We start from the raw sequence: 17,656 nt of genomic DNA, 5'->3' as shown, positions 1-17,656 counted from the left end.
CATGGCGTCCCCCGTGACCACCCCCGGGAGCGTGCCCGGGACGGCGCACACCCACCGCGCCCTGATCGTCGCCCGGATGAGGCCCGACGCGGCCGCCGGTATCGCCGAGGTGTTCGCCGACTCCGACAACCGGGGCGAGCTCCCGCACCTGATCGGGGTGACCGGGCGGAGCCTGTTCCAGTTCGGCGACGTCTACCTGCACCTGATCGAGGCGGACCGCCCGCCGGGCCCGGCCGTCGCCCAGGTGGCCGGCCACCCCGAGTTCCGGGCGATCAGCGACGCGCTCACCGCCTACGTCCAGGCGTACGACCCGGCCACCTGGCGGGGGCCGAAGGACGCGATGGCGCGCGAGTTCTACCGCTGGGAGCGCCGCGGCTGAGCGGCACCGGTGGCGGTGGACGAGCGGACACCCCGCGGGCCTTCCGGTCCCCGGGGTGTCCGCTCGTGCTCACCGCGCGGCGGCGGTCCCGGCCGTCATCGCGGCGAGGACGGTGCGCCAGTCCTCCCCGGGCTCCGGGCGCAGCGCCGCCGCCAGCGCGTCGGCCCGGTGGTGCCAGGGGCGCAGCAGCTCGGGGTCGGCGTCCGGGCCGTGCGCGACCGGGCTGGCGGAGCCGAGCAGCCGGACCAGTTCGGCGGTGAGGTCGGTCCAGGAGACGTGGCCGGTCACCGCGTTGACGATCCGGCCGGGGGCGCGTTCGGCGCTCTGCGCGACGGCCCGCGCGAGCGCCGCGGAGTGCACCCAGCTCGCGCCCGACCAGCCGCGGTCGGCGGGCGGCAGGAGGATCGGGCGGCCGGCCAGGGCGGCCTGGTAGAGCGCGCCGGTGGCGCCCCAGCGGAGCTGGTCGCGCAGCCGCCGGTACGGGCCCCAGACGATCGGCGGGCGGACCACGGAGACCGGGCCGCGGGCCCGCGGGGCGGCGTCCAGCAGGATCCGCTCGCAGTCGAGCTTGGCCCGGCCGTAGGGGGTGAGCGGTCCGGCCGGGGGCGCGCCCTCGGGGACCTCGCCCGGGGCGGGCCGGCCGTAGGCGTCGACGCTGCTGACGAAGACGAACCCGCCGGTGCCGTGCCAGCCCTCGACCAGCGCGCGCATCGCGGCGAGGTCGACGGCGTGCTCGGTGAAGGTGCAGGCGGCGTGGATGACGGTGTCCGCGCCCTCGACGGCCCGGCGCAGGCTGTCCGGGTCGGCGAGGTCGCCCTCGGCCACCTCGACGCCGGCGCCGGCCACCAGGTGGGCCGACTCGGGGCGGACCAGCGCCCGCACGGTGCGGCCCTGGGCGAGGAGTTCCTGCAGGACGGCCGCGCCGACGCCTCCGCTGGCGCCGGTGAGCAGCACCGTCCCGGCCCGTGCGGGGAGCGCCCCGGGGGCGGTGCGGCCGGTGCCGCGGCGGTCGGCGGTGCGGCGGTCGGCGGCCCGGGTGGCGAGCAGGGCGGCCAGCGCGCGCGGGGTGCGCTGCTCCAGGACGTCCAGGCCGGTCAGCGGCAGGCCGAGGCGGCCGCGCAGCCGTTCGGCCAGCTGCACCGCCGCCAGGGAGTGGCCGCCGAGGCGGAGGAAGTCCCCGTCGGCCGGCGGCCGTGCGCCCAGCAGCTCCGCGAACGCGTCCAGCACCTCGGGGAGGCGGGCCGACGCGTCGGGGCGGCCGGGGAGGCGGGCGGGGTCGAGGGTGCCGTCGGGGCGGCGCGGGATGCGGTCCAGCAGGGTGACGGCGAGCGGCAGGTGGGCGCCCTCGGCGAGCCGGCGGCGCAGGGCGGCCCGCAGGTCGGCGCCGCTGGGGGCCACCGGGCCGCGGACGCTCGCGTAGGCGAGGGCCGGTCCGTGCTCGGCGAGGTGGAGCGCGGCGTCGGTGACCCGGGGGTCGGCGAGCAGGGCGGCGACGGCGGGGTGCTCGGCGCGGGCGGGCGCCGGGCCGGCGAGGCGTTCGCCGGGGAGCGCGGAGAGCGGGCGGTCGGCGTCGGCGGCGAGGGCGGTCAGCAGCCCGGTGAAGGCCGTGTGCAGGCGGCGGGCGGTCGGCTCGTCCAGCGCCGCCGGGTCGTGCTGCAGCAGGCAGCGCGGCCGCGGGCCCTCCTCGACCAGCAGGGTGAGGCCGAACTTGGCGAGCCCGAGGTCGACCTCGACGGCCTCCGCCGTGAGGCCGGGCAGCGTCAGCGGCTCCGCCGGGCGGACCAGGTCGCAGCTCACGGCGAGCAGCGGGGTACCGTCCTCGCCCCGGGCGGCGGGGCCGAGGCGTTCGACGACCAGGTCGAAGGGCACGTCGTGGTGCTCCTGGGCGTCGATCAGGGCGGTGCGGACGGTGGCCAGCACCTCGGGGAAGGCCGGGTCGCCGTCGGGCTCGGGCAGCCGGGCGCGCACGGGCAGGGTGTTGACCTGGAGGCCGATCAGCCGGCGCAGTTCGGGCCGGGCGCGGTGGCCGCCGGCGCAGCCGAGGACGAGGTCGGACGCCCCGGTGGCGGTGCGCAGGGCGGCGAAGGCGGCGGCCAGTACGACGGTGAACGGGGTGGCGCCGTGCCGGGCGCCGAGCCGGCGCAGGCCGTCGAGGGTCTCCGGGGCGAGCGGGGCGGTGTGCAGGACGGCGCGCCGCTCGGGGGTGCCGGGCGGGACGGCGCGCAGCAGCGCCGGCGGGCGGGCGCCGGCGAGGCGGGCGGCCCGTTCGGCGGCCGCGGCGGCGAGCCGGTCGTCGCGGGAGCGCTCCCAGCGGGCGTAGTCGGCGTACTGGAGCTCCGGCTCGGGCAGGCCGGCCGGGCGGCCGTCGGCGGCGGCCGCGTAGAGCGCGGCGAGTTCGGCGGCGAGCACGGGCAGCGAGCCGCCGTCCACGGCGATGTGGTGGAGGGTGAGCAGCAGGGTGTGGTCCTCGGGGGCGTGCCGGAGGACCAGGGCCCGCAGGACCGGGCCGGTGGCGAGGTCGAAGGGCCGGGCCGCCTCGGCCCGCAGCAGGGCGGCGGCGGCCTCGGGCGCGGCCTCGCGGACGGACAGCGGGACGGGGGCGGCGGGCCCGGTGTGCTGCCGGGGGCCGTCGTCGTGGTGGGCGTAGCGGGTGCGCAGGACGTGGTGGCGGGTGGTGAGGGCGGTCAGGGCGGCGGCGAGGGCGTCGGGGTCCAGCGGGCCGCGCAGCCGGGTGGCGAGCGGGACGTGGTAGCGGGGGCCGCCCTGGCCGAGGCGCTCCATCAGCCACATCCGCTGCTGGGCGTGGGAGAGCGGGGCCGGATCGGTGCCGGTGCCGGTGCCGCGCGGGACGGGGCCCGGGGTGCGGAGGGCGGAGGCGGGTCCGGTGGCGGTCGCGGGTGCGGCGGGGACCGAGGTGCGGCGGCGGGCGCGGCGGAGCAGGTCGGCCTGGTCGAGCGGGGCGGTCATCGGGCGGGCTCCTCGGGGGTCTCCGCGGCATCGGGGGTCAGTGCGGCTTCGGCGGCTTCGGCGGTGTCGGCGGCATCGGCGGCCAGCAGGGCGCGTTCGACCAGGTCGGCCTGGCCGGCGACGGTCGGGTGGTCGAGGAAGTCACCGAGCGGAAGGTCCACGCCGAGGTCCTCGCGAAGGTCGTCGACCACCCACATGGCGAGCAGCGAGTGCCCGCCCTCGGCGAAGAAGTCGGCGTCCGGGGCGGTCACCTCGTGCTCCAGGGCGCGCGACCAGGCGGCGGCGACCACCTGCTGGATCGGCGTCAGCGCGGCGGGGGCGGGACGGCTCCCGGATCCGCCGCCGCCCGGTCCGCCGTCCCCGGGACCGGTGTCGTCGGGCCCGGTGTCGTCGGCGGCCAGCGCCCGGCGGTCCACCTTGCCGCTGGTGGTCAGCGGCAGGGCGTCGAGCACCGTCCAGGCGGTCGGCACCAGGTGGGCCGGAAGCCGTTCGGCGAGCCGGCGGCGGAGCGCCTCGGGCGCCGGGCGGACGCCCTCGGCGGGGACGACGCAGGCGGTGAGCGCGGCGTCCGCACGGCCGGCCCGGCGGACCACCACCGCCGCCTCGGCGACCTCGGGCAGACTCCGCAGGGCGTGCTCGACCTCGCCGGGCTCGATCCGGAAGCCGCGCACCTTGACCTGGTCGTCCAGCCGCCCGTGGTACTCCAGCACCCCGTCGGGGCGCCGCAGCACCCGGTCGCCGGTGCGGTAGGCGCGGCCGGTGCCGGGGAGGTCGGCGAAGCGCTCCGCGGTCGGCCCGGGCCGGCCGAGGTAGCCGAGCGCCACCCGGGCCCCGGCGATCCACAGTTCGCCGCGGGTGCCGTCCTGGACGGGCCGGCGCTCCGCGTCGAGGACGAGGGTGCGGGCGCCGCCGAAGGGGCGGCCGATCGGCACCGGCCCGGCGCCGTCGGCGGGCCGGACGCGGTGCAGGGTGGTGAACGTGGTGGCCTCGGTGGGCCCGTAGACGTTGAACAGCTCCAGCCAGGGGAAGGCGCGCAGCACCGCGGCGGCGTGCTCGGCGGAGAGCGCCTCGCCGCCGGCCAGCACGGTGCGCAGCACGCCGAAGACCCGCGAGCGGCGGGCGGCCAGCTGGTGGAACAGCGCGGTGGTGAGGAAGGCGGTGGTGACGCCGAACCGCTCGACGTCCCGGGCGAGTTCCTCGGCGCTGGGGCGTTCGGCCGGGGACAGCGCGACGGCGGCGCCGCGCGCCAGCGGGCCCCACAGTTCGAAGGTGGCGGCGTCGAAGGCGACCGGCGAGTGGTGCAGCACCCGGTCGCCGGGGCCGAGGGCGATGCCGTCGGCGGCGGTGACCAGGTCGGCGACGGCGCCGTGCGGGACCAGGACGCCCTTGGGGCGGCCGGTGGAGCCGGAGGTGTAGTAGACGAGCGCGGCGGCGTCCGGGGCCGGGGGCTCGGGCGTGCGCGGGGCCGCGGGTCCGGCGGCGGCGATCGCGGTGGGGCCGAGCTCGGTGAGGACCAGGACGCGGTCCTCCGGCAGGCCCGCCTCGGCCAGCAGCGCCTTGTCGCCGAGGGTGAGTCGGGCGTCGGCGTCGTCGAGCATGGCGTGCAGCCTCGGGCGCGGGTACCCGGGGTCGAGCGGGACGACGTGCCCGCCGGCCCACCAGACGGCGAGCTGGGCGACGGCGAGGCGGGTGGCGCGGGCGCACAGCAGGCCGACGGCGCTGCCCGGGCGGATCCCCCGGGCGGTCAGTTCGGCGGCCAACCGGGCGGCGGCGGTGGCGAGTTCGCGGTAGGTGAGGGTGGTGGTGCCGTCGGTCGCGGCAAGCGCGTCGGGGCGCTCGGCGGCCTGCCGGGCCACGAGCGCCGGGACGGTGGTGGCGGGAGAGGTCATGGGTGGTCAGCCTTCCGGGCGCCCCGGCGGCGAGCCGGGGCGCCGTGCGACGGTGGGAGGGAGGGGCGCGGCGGCGGCCGGTCAGCCCGTGGCGCCCGGGCGGCGCTCGTCGAGCAGCCGCGCGAGGGCCCGCAGGTCGGGCTGGCGCAGCAGCTGCGGGGCGCGCAGCCGTATGCCGCACTCCTCCTCCAGGGCGGCCAGCAGCCGGGCCGCGGTGACGGAGGTGCCGCCCGCGTCCAGGAGGTTGTCGTCGAGGGTGAGGCCGGTGGCGCCGAGCAGTTCCCGGCAGAGCCGCAGGACGGTCCGCTCGGTGGGCGTGGCCTCCTCGGTGCCGGGCCGGCCGCCCTGCTGGGCGACCTCCTCCTCCGCCTTGACCAGCGCGGCCCGGTCGATCTTGCCGTTGGCGTCCAGCGGGAAGGTGTCGACCAGCCGCAGGGCGCTCGGCACGGCCTGCTCCGGCAGCCAGGGCCGCACGGCGTCCAGCAGCAGGGCGCCGTCCACCGGCCCGGCCTCGGCGGCGGGCTGCGCGAAGGCGAGCAGCTGGGCGCCGCCGGCCGGGGCCGGGCGGGCGACGACGGCGGCGCGCCGCACCCGGGGGTCGCGTTCGAGGGCGGCCTCCACCTCGGCCGGCTCGATCCGCACACCGCTGACCTTGACCTGGTCGTCCAGTCGGCCGAGGAACTCCAGCACCCCGTCCGGGCGCATCAGCACCCGGTCGCCGGTGCGGTAGACCCGGTCGGTGCCGTCGACCTCGTCGGGCGCGGAGACGAAGCGCTCGGCGGTCAGCCCGGCGTCGAGGTAGCCGATGGCCAGGCCCTGGCCGCCGATCCGCAGTTCGCCGGCCTCGCCGTGCGGCAGCGGGCGGCCGTGCGCGTCGGTCACCAGGACGATCGCCCCGGGGATCGGGCGGCCGATCGGCGGCGCGCCGGCGCCGTGCGCGGCGCCCGGGGCCATGGTGTGCACGGTGGTGACGACGGTGGCCTCGGCCGGGCCGTAGGCGTTGTGGACGGTCGCGGTGACGTCCGGGCCGGGGGCCCGGCGCAGCCGGTCGCCGCCGATCATGAGGTGGCGCAGCGGCAGGTCGCCCGGCCAGGGGCGGTCCAGGACCGGTTCGGCGAGCGGCGTGGGCAGCACGCCGACGGTGATGCCGGCGGTGCGCCACCAGTCGGTGAGCGCGGCCGGGTCCCAGCGGACCGCCTCGGGGGCGACGACCAGCGCCGCGCCCGAGCCGAGGGCGGCCCACAGCTCCATCAGGTGCGGGTCGAAGGCGACGCCGATGAGCAGGCTGTGCCGGTCGCCGGGGCCCAGGCCGGTCAGCTCGCGGTACCAGGCGAGCAGGGCGCCGAGCGCGGTCTGGCCGACCGCGACCGCCTTGGGCAGGCCGGTGGAGCCGGAGGTGAGCACGGTGTACTGGGCGCCCCTGGGGGCCGCGGCGGCCGGCTCCCCGGCGGCTCCGGGGTCGGCGAAGGCGGCCACCACGCCGGGCGCGCCGGGGGCGGCGAGCGGGCGGTGCCGGCCGTCCCGGTGGGCGGGCGGCAGCAGCGCCGGGTCGCCGATCAGGCAGGCGGGGCGCAGCTGTTCGGCGACGGCCCGCAGCCGGCGTTCTCCGGGGCGCGGGCCGAGCGGCAGGTGGACGGCGCCGAGTCTGGCGACGGCCAGGGTGGCGGCGACCAGCGCGGCGGAGTGGTCGAGGCAGAGGCCGACCAGGTCGCCGGGCCGCACCTGCTCGGCCAGCTGTCCGGCCACCTCGTCGGCGAGGCGGTCGAGTTCGGCGTAGCGCAGGGTGAGGTCGCCGTCGATCAGCGCGGGGGCGTGCGGGGTGCGGCGGGCCCAGCTGGTGAACAGGTCGAGGACGGCGCCGTCGCGGTGCGGGCGGCCGTGGGAGACGGAGAGGCCGGGCAGGTGGGCGGGCACGGGGCGGGCCGGGGTGGTGGTCATGGTCATCCTCCGGACGTCGGTCGATGGTCGTCGGTACGGGGTCAGCCCAGGCCCATGGCCCGGGCCACGATCACCTTCTGGACCTCGGAGGTCCCCTCGATGATGGTGGTCATCCGGACGTAGCGGTAGAGGTACTCCAGCGGATGGCCGCGCACCCAGCCGGTGGCGCCGTGCACCTGGAGCGAGCGGTCGACGGCGCGGACGGCGGTTTCGGAGCTGGTCAGCTTGGCGAGCGCGGCGTTCTCGGGGGCCTCGGTGCCGTCGTCGACCAGCCGGGCGCAGGCGAGGGTGAGCAGCTTGGCGGCCTCCACCTCGGCGCGGGTGCGCACCAGGTGCTCCTGGACGTGCTGGTAGTCGCCGATCGGCTGTCCGAAGGCGCGCCGCTCGCGGGCGTACTCGACGCCGAGCCGCAGCGCGTACTCGGCGATGCCGTTGCACATCGCGGCGACCACCAGCCGGCCGCGGGAGAGGCTGTCCATGGCGAGGCCGGTGGCGGCGCCGACGCCCTCCTCGCCGCCGATGACGGCGGCCGCCGGGGCGTGCAGCCGGTCGAGGGTCAGCTCGAACAGCGGCTCGCCGGACATGCCCTCGTAGCGCTGGCCGATGCGCAGCCCGGGGTGGTCCATCGGCAGGACGAAGGCGGTGGCCCCGGCGGTCGGCCCGGCGCCGTCGCCGAGGTCGGTGGCGGCGACGACGAGCGCGAGGTCGGCCCGGTCGGCGTTGCTGACGAAGGTCTTGCGGCCGTTCAGCAGCCAGCCGTCGCCGTCGCGGACGGCGGTGGTGGTGAGCCGGAAGGCGTCGGAGCCGGCCTGCGGTTCGGTGAGCGCCAGGCAGCGGGTGCGCTCGCCGCGGACCAGCGGGACGAGGTGGCGCTCGATCTGCTCCGGGGTGCCGTGGCGCAGCAGCGGGCTGGGGCCGTCGGAGCCGGCCAGCGCGTAGGGGGCGAGCGGGCAGCCGCTGCGGCCGGCGGCGTGGTGGAGCTGCACGACGGCGGTGAACGGCATGCCGGAGCCGCCGAGTTCCTCGGGGTAGTCGCCGGCGTAGAAGCCGAGGGCGGCGGAGCGCTTGCGCACGTAGGCCCGCAGGTCGGCGGGCGGCTGCTCGGCGGACTCGGCCAGTTCGGCGGCGAGCGGGGCGAGCTCGCGGCGGACGAAGCTCTCGAAGGCCTCGGTGAGTTCGCGGTGCTCGGACTCCAGGACGGCGGAGGGTGCGGACAGGCCGGGGGCGGGGGGCTGGGTCACTGCGGGGCTCCGGTCAGGGCGCGGGCCTGGTCGGCCAGGACGGGGTGCTGGAAGAGGGCGCGCAGCGGCGGCCGGCCGCCGAGGCGCGGCTCCAGCCAGGCGGCCAGCCGGGCGGCGAGCAGCGAGTGGCCGCCGACCTCGAAGAAGTGCGAGTCGGCGGTGAACCTGTCGTGGCCGAGCACCTCGCGCCAGGCCTCGGCGATCAGCGCCTCGGCGGGGTCGGCGAAGGCCTGCGGCGCGGCCGGGTCGGCCGGTCCGGCGGGCCCGGTCGCCTCGGCGGCCAGCCGGGCGAGGGCGGTCCGGTCGGGCTTGCCGCCGGGCAGCAGCGGCATCGCGTCGAGGGCCGTCCAGCCCGCCGGGACGAGGCCGGCGGGCAGTCGGCGGGCCAGCGCGGCGTGCAGGGCGGCCTGGTCGGGCTGCGGGCCGCCGTCGAGGAAGCCGAGCAGGCGCGGGCCCGCGGTGTCGTCCCGGTGCAGGACGACGGCGCAGGAGCGGCCGCCGAGTTCGGCGGAGGCGGCGGCCTCGATCTCCTCCAGTTCGATCCGGAAGCCGCGCAGCTTGACCTGGTTGTCCTGGCGGCCGAGGAAGCGCAGCCGCCCGTCGAGGTCGCGGTAGCCGCGGTCGCCGGTGCGGTAGACGCGCGCGCCGCCGAGTGCGGGGAGGGTGGTGAACCGGGCCTCGGTGGCCTCCGGCAGGCCGAGGTAGCCGTCGGCCAGCATCGCTCCGCCGATGGCGAGTTCGCCGACCGCGCCGGGCGGCAGCGGCTGTCCTTCGGCGTCCAGGACGTGCACCTCGACGCCGGGCAGTTCGGTGCCGAGCGGGATCTCGGCGGCGTCCGGGGCGGCTCCGGCCTCGGCCTCGGCCTCTGTACCGGCTCCGGCTCCGGCTCCGGCTCCGGCTCCGGCGAGGTCCGCGGGGGTGATCTCGTGCACGGTGGAGGTGACGGTGGCCTCGGTGACGCCGTAGGCGTTGAGGAGGGTGACGGCGGTGCCGTCGGTCAGCCCGCGCAGGGCGCTCGCGGGCAGCCGCTCGCCGCCGAGGACCAGCAGCCGCGGGGACCAGCGGCCGTCCGCCAGCGCCTCGCACAGGTCGTCGCGGACGGCGAGGGCGTAGCTGGTGGGCAGATTGGCGACCGTGACGCCACGGGCGGCCAGCACGGCGACCAGCTCGGGGCCGGTCGGCACCTCGCGCTGCGGCACCACCAGGGCGGCGCCGGCCACCAGCGAGGGCAGCACCTCCTCCAGCGCCACGTCGAAGGAGGGGCGGGCGAACAGCAGCACCCGGTCGGCGGGGCCCAGCCCGTAGCGGGCGGCGATCGCGGTGGTCCAGCGGGCGAGCGCGCCGCGGCCGACCAGGACCGGCTTGGGCACCCCGGTGGAGCCGGAGGTGTGGACGAGGTAGGCGGCGCCGTCGAGCACGGCGGCGGGCTCGGCCTTCGGGAACGGCGGGCCGTCCAGCAGCGCCGGGGCCAGGCCGGCGGGCAGGGCGAGCGCGCTCTGCCGGGTGGCCAGCACCAGCGCGGGGGCGAGCCGGTCCAGCAGCAGGGCGAGCCGGGTCTGCAGGTCCTCGGCGGACAGCGGGGCGTACACCGCGCCGTGGCGCAGGCAGGCGAGCAGGGCGACGACGCTGTCCACGCCGCGCGGCAGGACCGTGGCGACCGGTTGGCCGGGGACCACCCCGGCGGCGCGCAGGCGCGCGACGAGCTCGCCGACGCGGCGGTCGAGGTCGCCGTAGCTGAGCCGCTCGGTACCGGCCAGCAGGGCGAGCGCGGTGGGGTCGTGGGCGGCCGCGGGGTCGAGGTCGGCCGGCTCGGGGGCGGTCCTCGCGGCGGCCGGGTCCGGGGCGGGCGCGGCCGCGAGGGCGGCGAGCGGGGCGTCCGGGCCGTCGAGGTAGCCGCGCAGCAGGTCGAGCAGCCGCTCGGCGAGCAGGGTGGCGACCGGTTCGCCGAACAGGTCGGCGTCGTAGTCCCAGACCAGGGTCATCCCGGCCGCGCCGTGCTTCTCGCCGACCACCCGGCGGTCGTCGGGCAGCAGGACGAGGTCGAGGTCGAAGCGGGTGGTGCCGGTGTTGAAGCCCTCGTACAGCGAGACCTCCAGGCCGGGCGCCCGGACGTCGGGCAGCGGCGCGTCGTGCGCACTGAACATCACGCTGAACAGCGGGTTGTCGGCGCCGCTGGTGTGCCGGCCGAGCGCGCGGGTCAACTCCTGGACGGGGACGTCCTGGTGCGGCAGGGCGCGGAACAGCACGTCGGTCACCTCGTCCACCGCCTCCGTGCCGGGTGCGGCCGGGTCCAGCCGCAGGCGCAGCGGGACGGTGTTGACGAACATGCCGACGGTGCCCTCGAAGCCGGGCGGGCGGTTGCCCACCGCCGTGCCGACCACCATCTCGCGGTGGCCGCTGTGGCGGCGCAGCAGTTCGGCGAAGAGCGTCAGCAGGGTGGAGAACGGGGTGTGCCCGTCGGCCTTGGCGCGCTCGCGCAGCCGCTCGGCGAGGTCGGCGCCGATCGACTGGCGCAGCTGTCCGCCGCGGTGGCGGCGGTGCGCGCCGGGACGGGCCAGGCCGGGCAGTGCGAGGTCGAGCGGGGCGTCGGTCAACTCGCGGGTCCAGTAGGCGAGTCCGCGCTCGCGGTCGGCCTCCCGGACGGCGCCGGCGGTGCGCACGTGGTCCTCGTAGGAGGGGGCGGCGGGCAGTGTGAGGCCGTCGGCGGTGCCGAGCACGTGTGCGCGGTAGACGGTGAAGAGGTCGCGCAGCAGGATCGCGAAGGAGTGGCCGTCGTGCACCAGGTGGTGCTCGACGTGGATCAGCCGGTGGTGGTCGGTGCCGAGGCGGGCGAGGTGCCAGCGCAGCAGCGGGGCCTCGGTGGTGTCCAGCGGCTCGGCGGCCTCGGCGGCGAGCAGGCTCCGGAACGCGGCCTCGGGGTCGGGCCCGGCGCTCAGGTCGCTGGTGCGCAGCCGCGGTTCGCTCCGGGTGCCGACCCGCTGGAGCGGCAGTCCCTCGGCCCGCTCGACCAGTTCGAGCCGCAGGCCGGGGTGGTGGGCGAGCACGGCCGTGAGGCCGGCGCGCAGCGCTCCGGTGTCGAGCGGGCCCCAGAGGTCCAGGGCGGCGGTGAAGTTGTAGGCGCGACTGCCGGGCAGCAACTGCTCGTGCAGCCAGACGATCTCCTGCGAGGAGGACAGTGCGAACATGGGCAACTCCCTTGCTGTGTAGGGTGCTTGTTCGATTCGACGGTGTCAGGGGCGGGCGTCGTGGGGCCCGCCCGGGCCGGGCGCGCCGGGGGTGGTGGCGGGCGCGGCGGGGTGGTCGGGGCGCACCGGGGCGGCGCGCGGGGCCTGTTCTTCGGAGGTCGGTTACGCGGGATCGGTTCGGGGCCGGTACGGGATCGGTACGGGTCAGGCCGGTGTGCCGAGGTGGCGGCGCAGGGTGGCGAGCAGGGCCGCGAAGGCCGTCTCCGCCGCGTCCCCCGGGTAGCGCTCGCGGTCCCAGGCGAATCGGACCAGCAGGTCCTCGCCGTGCGAGGCGGAGACCGCGATCGGCGCGGCGAGCGGACGGCCCGCCAGGTGGACCTCCCGCCCGGCGGCCCCGCCGATCAGCAGCGGGGGGCGGCGGTGCAGGTCCTCGAAGGTGAGCAGTCCGTCGAGCGTGCCGGACCAGCTCGCCCCGGCCGCGCGGGCGGCCCGCACCACCTCGTCGTACGGGGTGTCCGCGTGGTCGAGGTCGTCCCACCAGGCGGCGCCGAGCGCGTCGAGGTCGCGGGGCGGGCCGGGCGGCGCCGGGTGGACGAGGGTGTTGAGGAAGCAGCCGAGGACGGGGGCGGCGTCGGCCGGGCGGCCGCCCCACGGGTAGCCGAGCGCGAGCACCCGCTCGCCGCCGCCCTCGCCGTCGAGGTGGCGCGCGGCGGTGGCGACGGCGTCCAGCAGCGCGGGGAAGACCCCGCCGCGGGCGGCTCCGGTCACCGCGGGCAGCCGCTCGGCGGCCATCCCGGTCGACCGGGCGGCCCCGGCCGGCCGGGCCCCGTGCGCGGGCTCGGCGAGAGCGCCGAGCCGGGCGGCCCAGTGGGCCTGCGCGGCCGGTCCGGCGGCGGCCGCCTCGGCGGCCAACTGGCCCTCCACCGCCGCCCGGTAGGCCGCGACGGCCTCGGCCCGAACGGCGGCCGGGGCGCCGCCGTCCGCGCCGTCGCCCGCGCCGTCGCCCGCGGCGGCGTAGGCGGCGCCGAGCCCGTCGGTGACCAGGCCGAGCGACTGCTCGTCGCAGGCGGCGTGGTCCAGGGCGACGGCAAGCAGCTCCTCCTCGTCGTCCGGCCCGGCCGCCAGCAGCAGGCGCAGCACCGGCCCGTCGGCCGGCCAGTCCAGCAAGGCCCGGCGCAGTGCGGCCCTGACCGGTCCGTCCAGGTGCGCCGGGGCCTCCGGGGTCTCCGGGTGCGCCGGGCCCTCCGGGTGCGCCGCCGCCGGTTCGACCGGGACGCGGGCCACCTCGACGGACGGCTCGCCCAGCCGGAGCACCGGGGTGCCGCGCAGCACGGTGAACTCGCCGCACAGCGCCGGGTGCCGCTCCGCCAGCCGGACGGCGGCGCGGCGCAGCCGGGGCAGGTCGACGGTGCCGCGCGGGAAGGCGAAGAACAGCGGAACGACGTCCGTGCGGCCGCGCGGGTCGCGGTGGCGGGTGATCAGGAAGCGGCGCTGGGCGCCGGTGAGCGGGAGCAGCACCGCCGGGGCGGCCTCGGCGGCGGAGGCGAGGGACCGGTAGCGGGCGAGGTAGGCGGCCGTGATGCTGGGGTGCACGGGAGGGTCTCCGCTTCGGTTCGGTTCAGGGCGTTCGGATGTCCAGGGCGCCCGCCTCGGCGGCGTCCGCCGGACGGTCGGCGGGGGCAGCGTCCGGGCTACTGTCCGGGTCCGCGTCCGGGCTGCCGTCCGGGCCCTCGCCCGCCGGTGCGGACGGCAGGTCCCGCAGGCCGCGCAGCGGCGAGAGCAGCAGCGGCACCGGTACCGCCAGGAAGCCCGCCGCGCAGAGCCAGAGCGCGGCGCGCGGTCCGGCCGCGTCGGCGACGGCGCCGCCGAGCAGGGCGCCGAGCGGCAGGGTGCCCCAGACCAGGAACCGCATGGTGGCGTTCATCCGCCCGAGCAGCCGGGGCGGGCAGAGGCCCTGCCGGAAGCTCACCTGGGCGACGTTGTAGGCCACCGCGCCGAACAGCACCACCACCCCGCCGACCGCGAACAGCACCGGCCCGGCGCCGCCGTCGGCGAGCGGCCACAGCAGCGCGAACGGCGCGGTGGCCGCCGGGGCGAGCCGGATCAGTCGGGCCTGCCCGAGCCGCGCGGCCAGGCGGCCGGCGCACAGGGCACCGGCGAGCCCGCCGAGCGCCGTGACCGAGAGCAGGATCCCGATCGCGCCCGGCCCGAGGTCCAGCACCCGTACCCAGAAGACGGTCTGCACGGCCATCAGCACGGCGCCGAACAGGTTGGACAGCGCGGTGGTCGCCGCGATCACCCGGAGCAGCGGGTGCCGCGTCACGAACCGCAGGCCCTCGGCGATGTCCGCGCGCAGCGAGCGCCCGGGCTCGGGCGCGGGCGGCGGCTCCTCGGCGCGGATCCGGGTGAGCAGCACCGCCGAGAGCAGGTAGCCGGCCGCGTCGGCGACGATCGCCAGTGGCGCGCCGAGCAGTTGGACCAGCCCGCCGCCCAGGCCGGGGCCGGCGATCTGGGCGGAGGAGCGGACCGTCTCGATCGCGCCGTTGCCCGCCACCAGGCGCTCGCGCGGCAGCAGCACCGGCAGGAAGGACTGGTGGGCGACGTCGAAGAAGACCGTCGCCACCCCGGTGACCAGGGCCACCAGGTAGAGCTGGAGCAGGCTGAGCGCGTCCAGGGCGGCGGCCAGCGGGATCGACCCGACGGCGAGGCAGCGCAGGACGTCGGAGCGGACCAGGACGGGCAGCTTGCGCATCCGGTCCAGCCAGGCGCCGGCGGGCAGGCCGACCAGCAGGAAGGCGGCGGTCTCGGCGGCGGTCAGCAGGCCGACCTGGAAGGGCGTGGCGTCGAGTTCCAGCACCGCCGTCAACGGCAGTGCGACCAGGGTGACCTGACTGCCCGCCTGCGCCGCCACGGCCCCCGAGAGCAGGAGCCGGAAGTCGCGGCGCGCCGGCGGATCGGTACGGGAGGGGCGAGGCGTTCCGTTCATCGGTTCGACTCTCGGTTACCGCTTCGCTACCGGGCAACCGGCTGGCCGGATTCCGGCCCCCGCCCGAATCGTCCGGATACCGCCGTCCCCTCAGCCTTCCCTCACCGGCGAGCCGCGCGCCCGCCGCCGACCCGGCGCCCGGGCGGGCGGGTGTGACCAGCGGTGACGCGGCAACCACCCGCCGGGGCCGCACTGTCCACCTTTGCGTCCGCTATCCGGACAGCTACTTTCGCGCCAGCGGACGGTGATCCTCAACTTGGCCGGAACAGGGGAGGTGTTGACGCTCCGTCACCTGACGGTGGCCCGGGCGTGGTATCCGCACGCGCGCGGCCCCGGACCGGGACCGGTCCGGGGCCGCGGAGGTCGCGTCAGGCCGGGTCGAGCCCGGCGTCCGGGGTGCGGCCCGCCTGGGCCTGCTCGATGCGCTTGACCAGCATCGCGGCGAGCCGCCGGGTGCCCGCCGGGTCCACCGGCCCGCCCTCGGTGGTCACGGTGGCCACCACCGTGCCGGCGCGGACCACGACCGCCACGCCGTCCCGGCCCGCCAGCTGGCCCTGGAAGGCTCGGCTCTCCGTGCCCAGCGGGCCCATGTCCGCCGGTCCGTACTTCGTGGTGTCGCCGTACGCGGCGTAGGCCTCCTTGAGGCGGTCCTGGGCCTGGGCGCGGCCGGGCAGGGTGTCGACGCCGAAGCGCACGGTCACCTCGCCGGCGCTGTACCGGGCCTGTCCGGTCAGCGGCCCGCCGGTGCACGGCGCCGCGATGGTGCAGGTGGTGGCGTGGTCGGCGGTGTCGACCCGGCGCTTCTCCTCCTCCCAGCCGGTCATCGCCTTCTGGTCGGGCAGGAGCTGTGCGACGAGCACGGAGTCGAGCAGCGCGGTCTCCGAGTCGGGTCCGGCGGTCGCACCGGGCCCGCCGCCCGGCTGACCGGCGCCCGCCGGCGCGGTGGCTCCCGGCGTCTCCCCGGCCGGGCCGCCTCCGGTGCCGCCCGCCTGGGCGCCGGGCGCCGTCGCACCGGCCGACGGGGACGCGGCCGCCGGGGAACCGCCCGCCGCCGGGGTGTCGCCCGGGGCCGGCGGGGCGGCGGCGCCCCCGGCGGCGGCGTCCGCCGTCGCGCTCTGGCTCGCCGACGCCGTCGGAGCGCCCTTCGCCGTGTCCCCGGAGTGCTTCGAACCTCCCGAACCGCAGGCCGCCACCGCCGCCAGCAGCACACCCGTCGCCGCCGCAGCGGCCACCTTCCGACCGGCCCCGCCCATGTCCCGCCCCTCTCGTGTCCGTGGCCCCTCAAGATAGACGCGCCGCCGGACGGCCGGTTCCCCGGGGCGGGCGCTCAGGCGCCGTCCGGTGGGGTGGCCCCCGGGGCGCCCGGCGGGAGCGGCTCGACACCGCTCACCCGGCTGACCCTGGTCGGCTCGATCAGCACGACCACCCGCTGCTCCCCCGGGATCACCCAGCCGTAGCGCTCGACGCCGAGGTAGGTGCGGGCCAGCCGGTCCATGTTCCGCTCCGCCTCCTCGCCCTCGACGAAGCGCACCGCCCGCCCCCGGATCTGCACCCGGTCGTACGGGTCGGTGGGGTCGGCGAGCGACAGGCAGACCCGCGGGTCCCGCCGCAGGTTCCGCTCCTTGACCCGCCCGACGGAGGTGTTGAACAGCAGCAGGTCCCCCTCCAGCCCCACCCACATCGGGCTCACGTGCGGCGACCCGTCGGCGTTGACCGTGCCGACGTACCAGATGTGGCCCGCCGCGATCCGCTCCCGGACGTCCTTCGAGATCTCGACCATGCGCCGAGTCTGCCCGCCCCGGTCCGACCGCATTCCGCTCCCCGGGCCGCGCTCCGGCCCCCACCCGTGCCCGTCACCCGGACCGCCCAGGGCACTCGGGTGAACACGCCCGGGACTTCCACCCGAAGGGCGCACCGGCCGGGCCGCCGCTGCGGCCTTCCGGTGGCAGCGGCGACCACCGTGGTTGACGTTGGATCAGGCGCTCGCCCGTGAGTCCCCTGGCCGACGACGTGTCGGCGATCGCGGGTCCCGCGCCGGAAGGATCATCATCATGCGTTCTGCACGCACGCTGCTCGCCGGGGCCGTCGTGGCCGCGGCCCTCACCGTGGGTACCCCGCTGGCCTTCGCCGACGGCGCCTCCGACCAGGGCAAGAACCTGACCTGGCAGGAGAAGCAGGAGAAGGCGGCCAGCCCCGAGGGCCAGAAGACCTGGGAGGAGAAGCAGAAGGGCTCCTCCGGCACCGAGGAGCAGAAGGCCTCCGAGAGCAAGGGCTCGGAGGGCAAGGGTTCCGAGGGCAAGGGTTCCGAGGGCAAGGGCTACGAGGCCAAGGGCGAGGAGAAGGCCCCGCACGGCGGCGTGCACACCGGCGGCGGCGGGCTCGCGCTCTCCGGCGGCGGCCTCGCCTCCGGCGCGGTCCTGCTGCTCGGCGGCCTCGGGGCGGGCGCGATCGCCCTGCGCCGCGGCCGCCGCACCGCCGGCGCCGCCGTCTGATCCCGCGCCGTTCCCGCCGCCTCCTTCTCGTGGCCCGCACCCGGTGCGCCGGGCGCGGCGGAGGCGCGCGGGGCGGCGCTTCGCCGTGTCGGGCCCGCTGCCTCCGGAGCGCGGGCGACGGAGAGGAGAACGAGCGACGATGGCCGCTCCGGTCCCCGGGACCACCCGGCTGCTGCGCACGGGCATGGGCGCCGCGGCGCTCGGTCTGCTGCTGATCTACCACTCGGTGGACACCGTCCCCGCGGACGGGTCCGCCCCGGGGCAGGCCGCTCCCCCGGCCGCCACCGCCCCCGCCGGCGCCGCGTCCGCGGGGGCGCCCGCCGCACCGGTCGAGGCGGCGCCGCCGCTGAACCGGTCCGACCCGGTCCGGCTGCGCATCCCGCAGATCAATGTGGACGCCCCCTTCACCGGGCTCGCCCTGGACCCCGCCGGGCAGCTCACCCCGCCGCCGCCGGACGACAAGAACCTGGTCGGCTGGTACCGCGACGGCGTCTCGCCCGGCGAGCGCGGCGCCTCGGTGGTCGCCGGGCACGTCGACACCAGCAAGGGACCGGCGGTGTTCCTGCTGCTCAGCCTCTG

11 protein-coding genes and 1 pseudogene are annotated in these 17,656 nt (G+C 78.3%); 3 read left to right on the top strand and 9 right to left on the bottom strand.

Annotated features, from left to right (window positions below):
• Nucleotide 1 precedes the first annotated feature (1 nt).
• Nucleotides 2-379 (top strand): TcmI family type II polyketide cyclase, encoded by a 378-nt coding sequence (locus ACFVFS_RS23000; RefSeq protein WP_380626483.1) that lies wholly within the window; start codon nucleotides 2-4, stop codon nucleotides 377-379.
• Nucleotides 380-448: 69 nt separating this feature from the next.
• Here ACFVFS_RS23000 and ACFVFS_RS22995 read toward each other — a convergent pair whose 3' ends face one another.
• From ACFVFS_RS22995 to ACFVFS_RS22955, 9 genes are all read right to left on the bottom strand, one after another.
• Entirely contained in the window at nucleotides 449-3,346 is a 2,898-nt protein-coding gene (locus ACFVFS_RS22995) for a condensation domain-containing protein (protein ID WP_380626482.1), read from the bottom strand.
• Complete coding sequence (locus ACFVFS_RS22990) at nucleotides 3,343-5,235, bottom strand: amino acid adenylation domain-containing protein (protein WP_380626481.1); 1,893 nt, start codon at nucleotides 5,233-5,235, stop codon at nucleotides 3,343-3,345. Before ACFVFS_RS22990 ends, ACFVFS_RS22995 begins: the two co-directional genes overlap by 4 nt.
• An 81-nt stretch (nucleotides 5,236-5,316) precedes the next feature.
• A complete protein-coding gene (locus tag ACFVFS_RS22985) occupies nucleotides 5,317-7,173 on the bottom strand; it encodes a non-ribosomal peptide synthetase (protein ID WP_380626480.1) in 1,857 nt (618 codons plus the stop codon).
• 41 nt (nucleotides 7,174-7,214) lie between these two features.
• Nucleotides 7,215-8,414 (bottom strand): acyl-CoA dehydrogenase family protein, encoded by a 1,200-nt coding sequence (locus tag ACFVFS_RS22980; protein WP_380626479.1) that lies wholly within the window; start codon nucleotides 8,412-8,414, stop codon nucleotides 7,215-7,217.
• Nucleotides 8,411-11,599: a condensation domain-containing protein gene (locus ACFVFS_RS22975; protein WP_380626478.1), complete on the bottom strand. Its 3,189-nt coding sequence runs from the start codon at nucleotides 11,597-11,599 to the stop codon at nucleotides 8,411-8,413. Before ACFVFS_RS22975 ends, ACFVFS_RS22980 begins: the two co-directional genes overlap by 4 nt.
• Before the next feature lie 204 nt (nucleotides 11,600-11,803).
• Nucleotides 11,804-13,192 carry a non-ribosomal peptide synthetase gene (locus tag ACFVFS_RS22970; RefSeq protein WP_380626477.1) on the bottom strand — a complete coding sequence of 463 codons (1,389 nt, stop codon included), beginning with the start codon at nucleotides 13,190-13,192 and terminating at the stop codon, nucleotides 11,804-11,806.
• A 25-nt stretch (nucleotides 13,193-13,217) separates the two neighbouring features.
• On the bottom strand, nucleotides 13,218-14,585 hold the full coding sequence (locus ACFVFS_RS22965) for an MFS transporter (RefSeq protein WP_380626476.1): 1,368 nt from the start codon (nucleotides 14,583-14,585) through the stop codon (nucleotides 13,218-13,220).
• A 368-nt stretch (nucleotides 14,586-14,953) separates the two neighbouring features.
• A complete protein-coding gene (locus ACFVFS_RS22960; RefSeq protein WP_380626475.1) occupies nucleotides 14,954-15,838 on the bottom strand; it encodes a hypothetical protein in 885 nt (294 codons plus the stop codon).
• A gap of 74 nt (nucleotides 15,839-15,912) precedes the next feature.
• Complete coding sequence (locus ACFVFS_RS22955; RefSeq protein ID WP_380626474.1) at nucleotides 15,913-16,365, bottom strand: PPOX class F420-dependent oxidoreductase; 453 nt, start codon at nucleotides 16,363-16,365, stop codon at nucleotides 15,913-15,915.
• A 271-nt stretch (nucleotides 16,366-16,636) separates the two neighbouring features.
• Here ACFVFS_RS22955 and ACFVFS_RS22950 point away from each other — a divergent pair, with 271 nt between their 5' ends.
• Both ACFVFS_RS22950 and ACFVFS_RS22945 read left to right on the top strand, forming a co-directional pair.
• Nucleotides 16,637-17,077, top strand: coding sequence for a hypothetical protein (locus ACFVFS_RS22950; RefSeq protein WP_380626473.1), 441 nt, complete (start codon nucleotides 16,637-16,639; stop codon nucleotides 17,075-17,077).
• A gap of 139 nt (nucleotides 17,078-17,216) precedes the next feature.
• A pseudogene (locus ACFVFS_RS22945) lies at nucleotides 17,217-17,656 on the top strand (class F sortase); the annotation flags it as partial.

The organism is Kitasatospora sp. NPDC057692, assembly GCF_042799475.1.
In the GTDB taxonomy this organism is placed as follows: Bacteria; Actinomycetota; Actinomycetes; order Streptomycetales; family Streptomycetaceae; genus Kitasatospora.
Note: the sequence above shows the minus strand (reverse complement) of the source record. Positions and strands in the feature narration are given on the sequence as shown.

Bases quoted from the DNA above. Each gene is read 5' to 3' on its own strand.
- ACFVFS_RS23000 (WP_380626483.1), top strand. From the start codon at position 2: ATGGCGTCCCCCGTGACCACCCCCGGGAGCGTGCCCGGGACGGCGCAC.
- ACFVFS_RS22995 (WP_380626482.1), bottom strand. From the start codon at position 3,346: ATGACCGCCCCGCTCGACCAGGCCGACCTGCTCCGCCGCGCCCGCCGC.
- ACFVFS_RS22990 (WP_380626481.1), bottom strand. From the start codon at position 5,235: ATGACCTCTCCCGCCACCACCGTCCCGGCGCTCGTGGCCCGGCAGGCC.
- ACFVFS_RS22985 (WP_380626480.1), bottom strand. From the start codon at position 7,173: ATGACCACCACCCCGGCCCGCCCCGTGCCCGCCCACCTGCCCGGCCTC.
- ACFVFS_RS22975 (WP_380626478.1), bottom strand. From the start codon at position 11,599: ATGTTCGCACTGTCCTCCTCGCAGGAGATCGTCTGGCTGCACGAGCAG.
- ACFVFS_RS22965 (WP_380626476.1), bottom strand. From the start codon at position 14,585: ATGAACGGAACGCCTCGCCCCTCCCGTACCGATCCGCCGGCGCGCCGC.
- ACFVFS_RS22960 (WP_380626475.1), bottom strand. From the start codon at position 15,838: ATGGGCGGGGCCGGTCGGAAGGTGGCCGCTGCGGCGGCGACGGGTGTG.
- ACFVFS_RS22955 (WP_380626474.1), bottom strand. From the start codon at position 16,365: ATGGTCGAGATCTCGAAGGACGTCCGGGAGCGGATCGCGGCGGGCCAC.
- ACFVFS_RS22950 (WP_380626473.1), top strand. From the start codon at position 16,637: ATGCGTTCTGCACGCACGCTGCTCGCCGGGGCCGTCGTGGCCGCGGCC.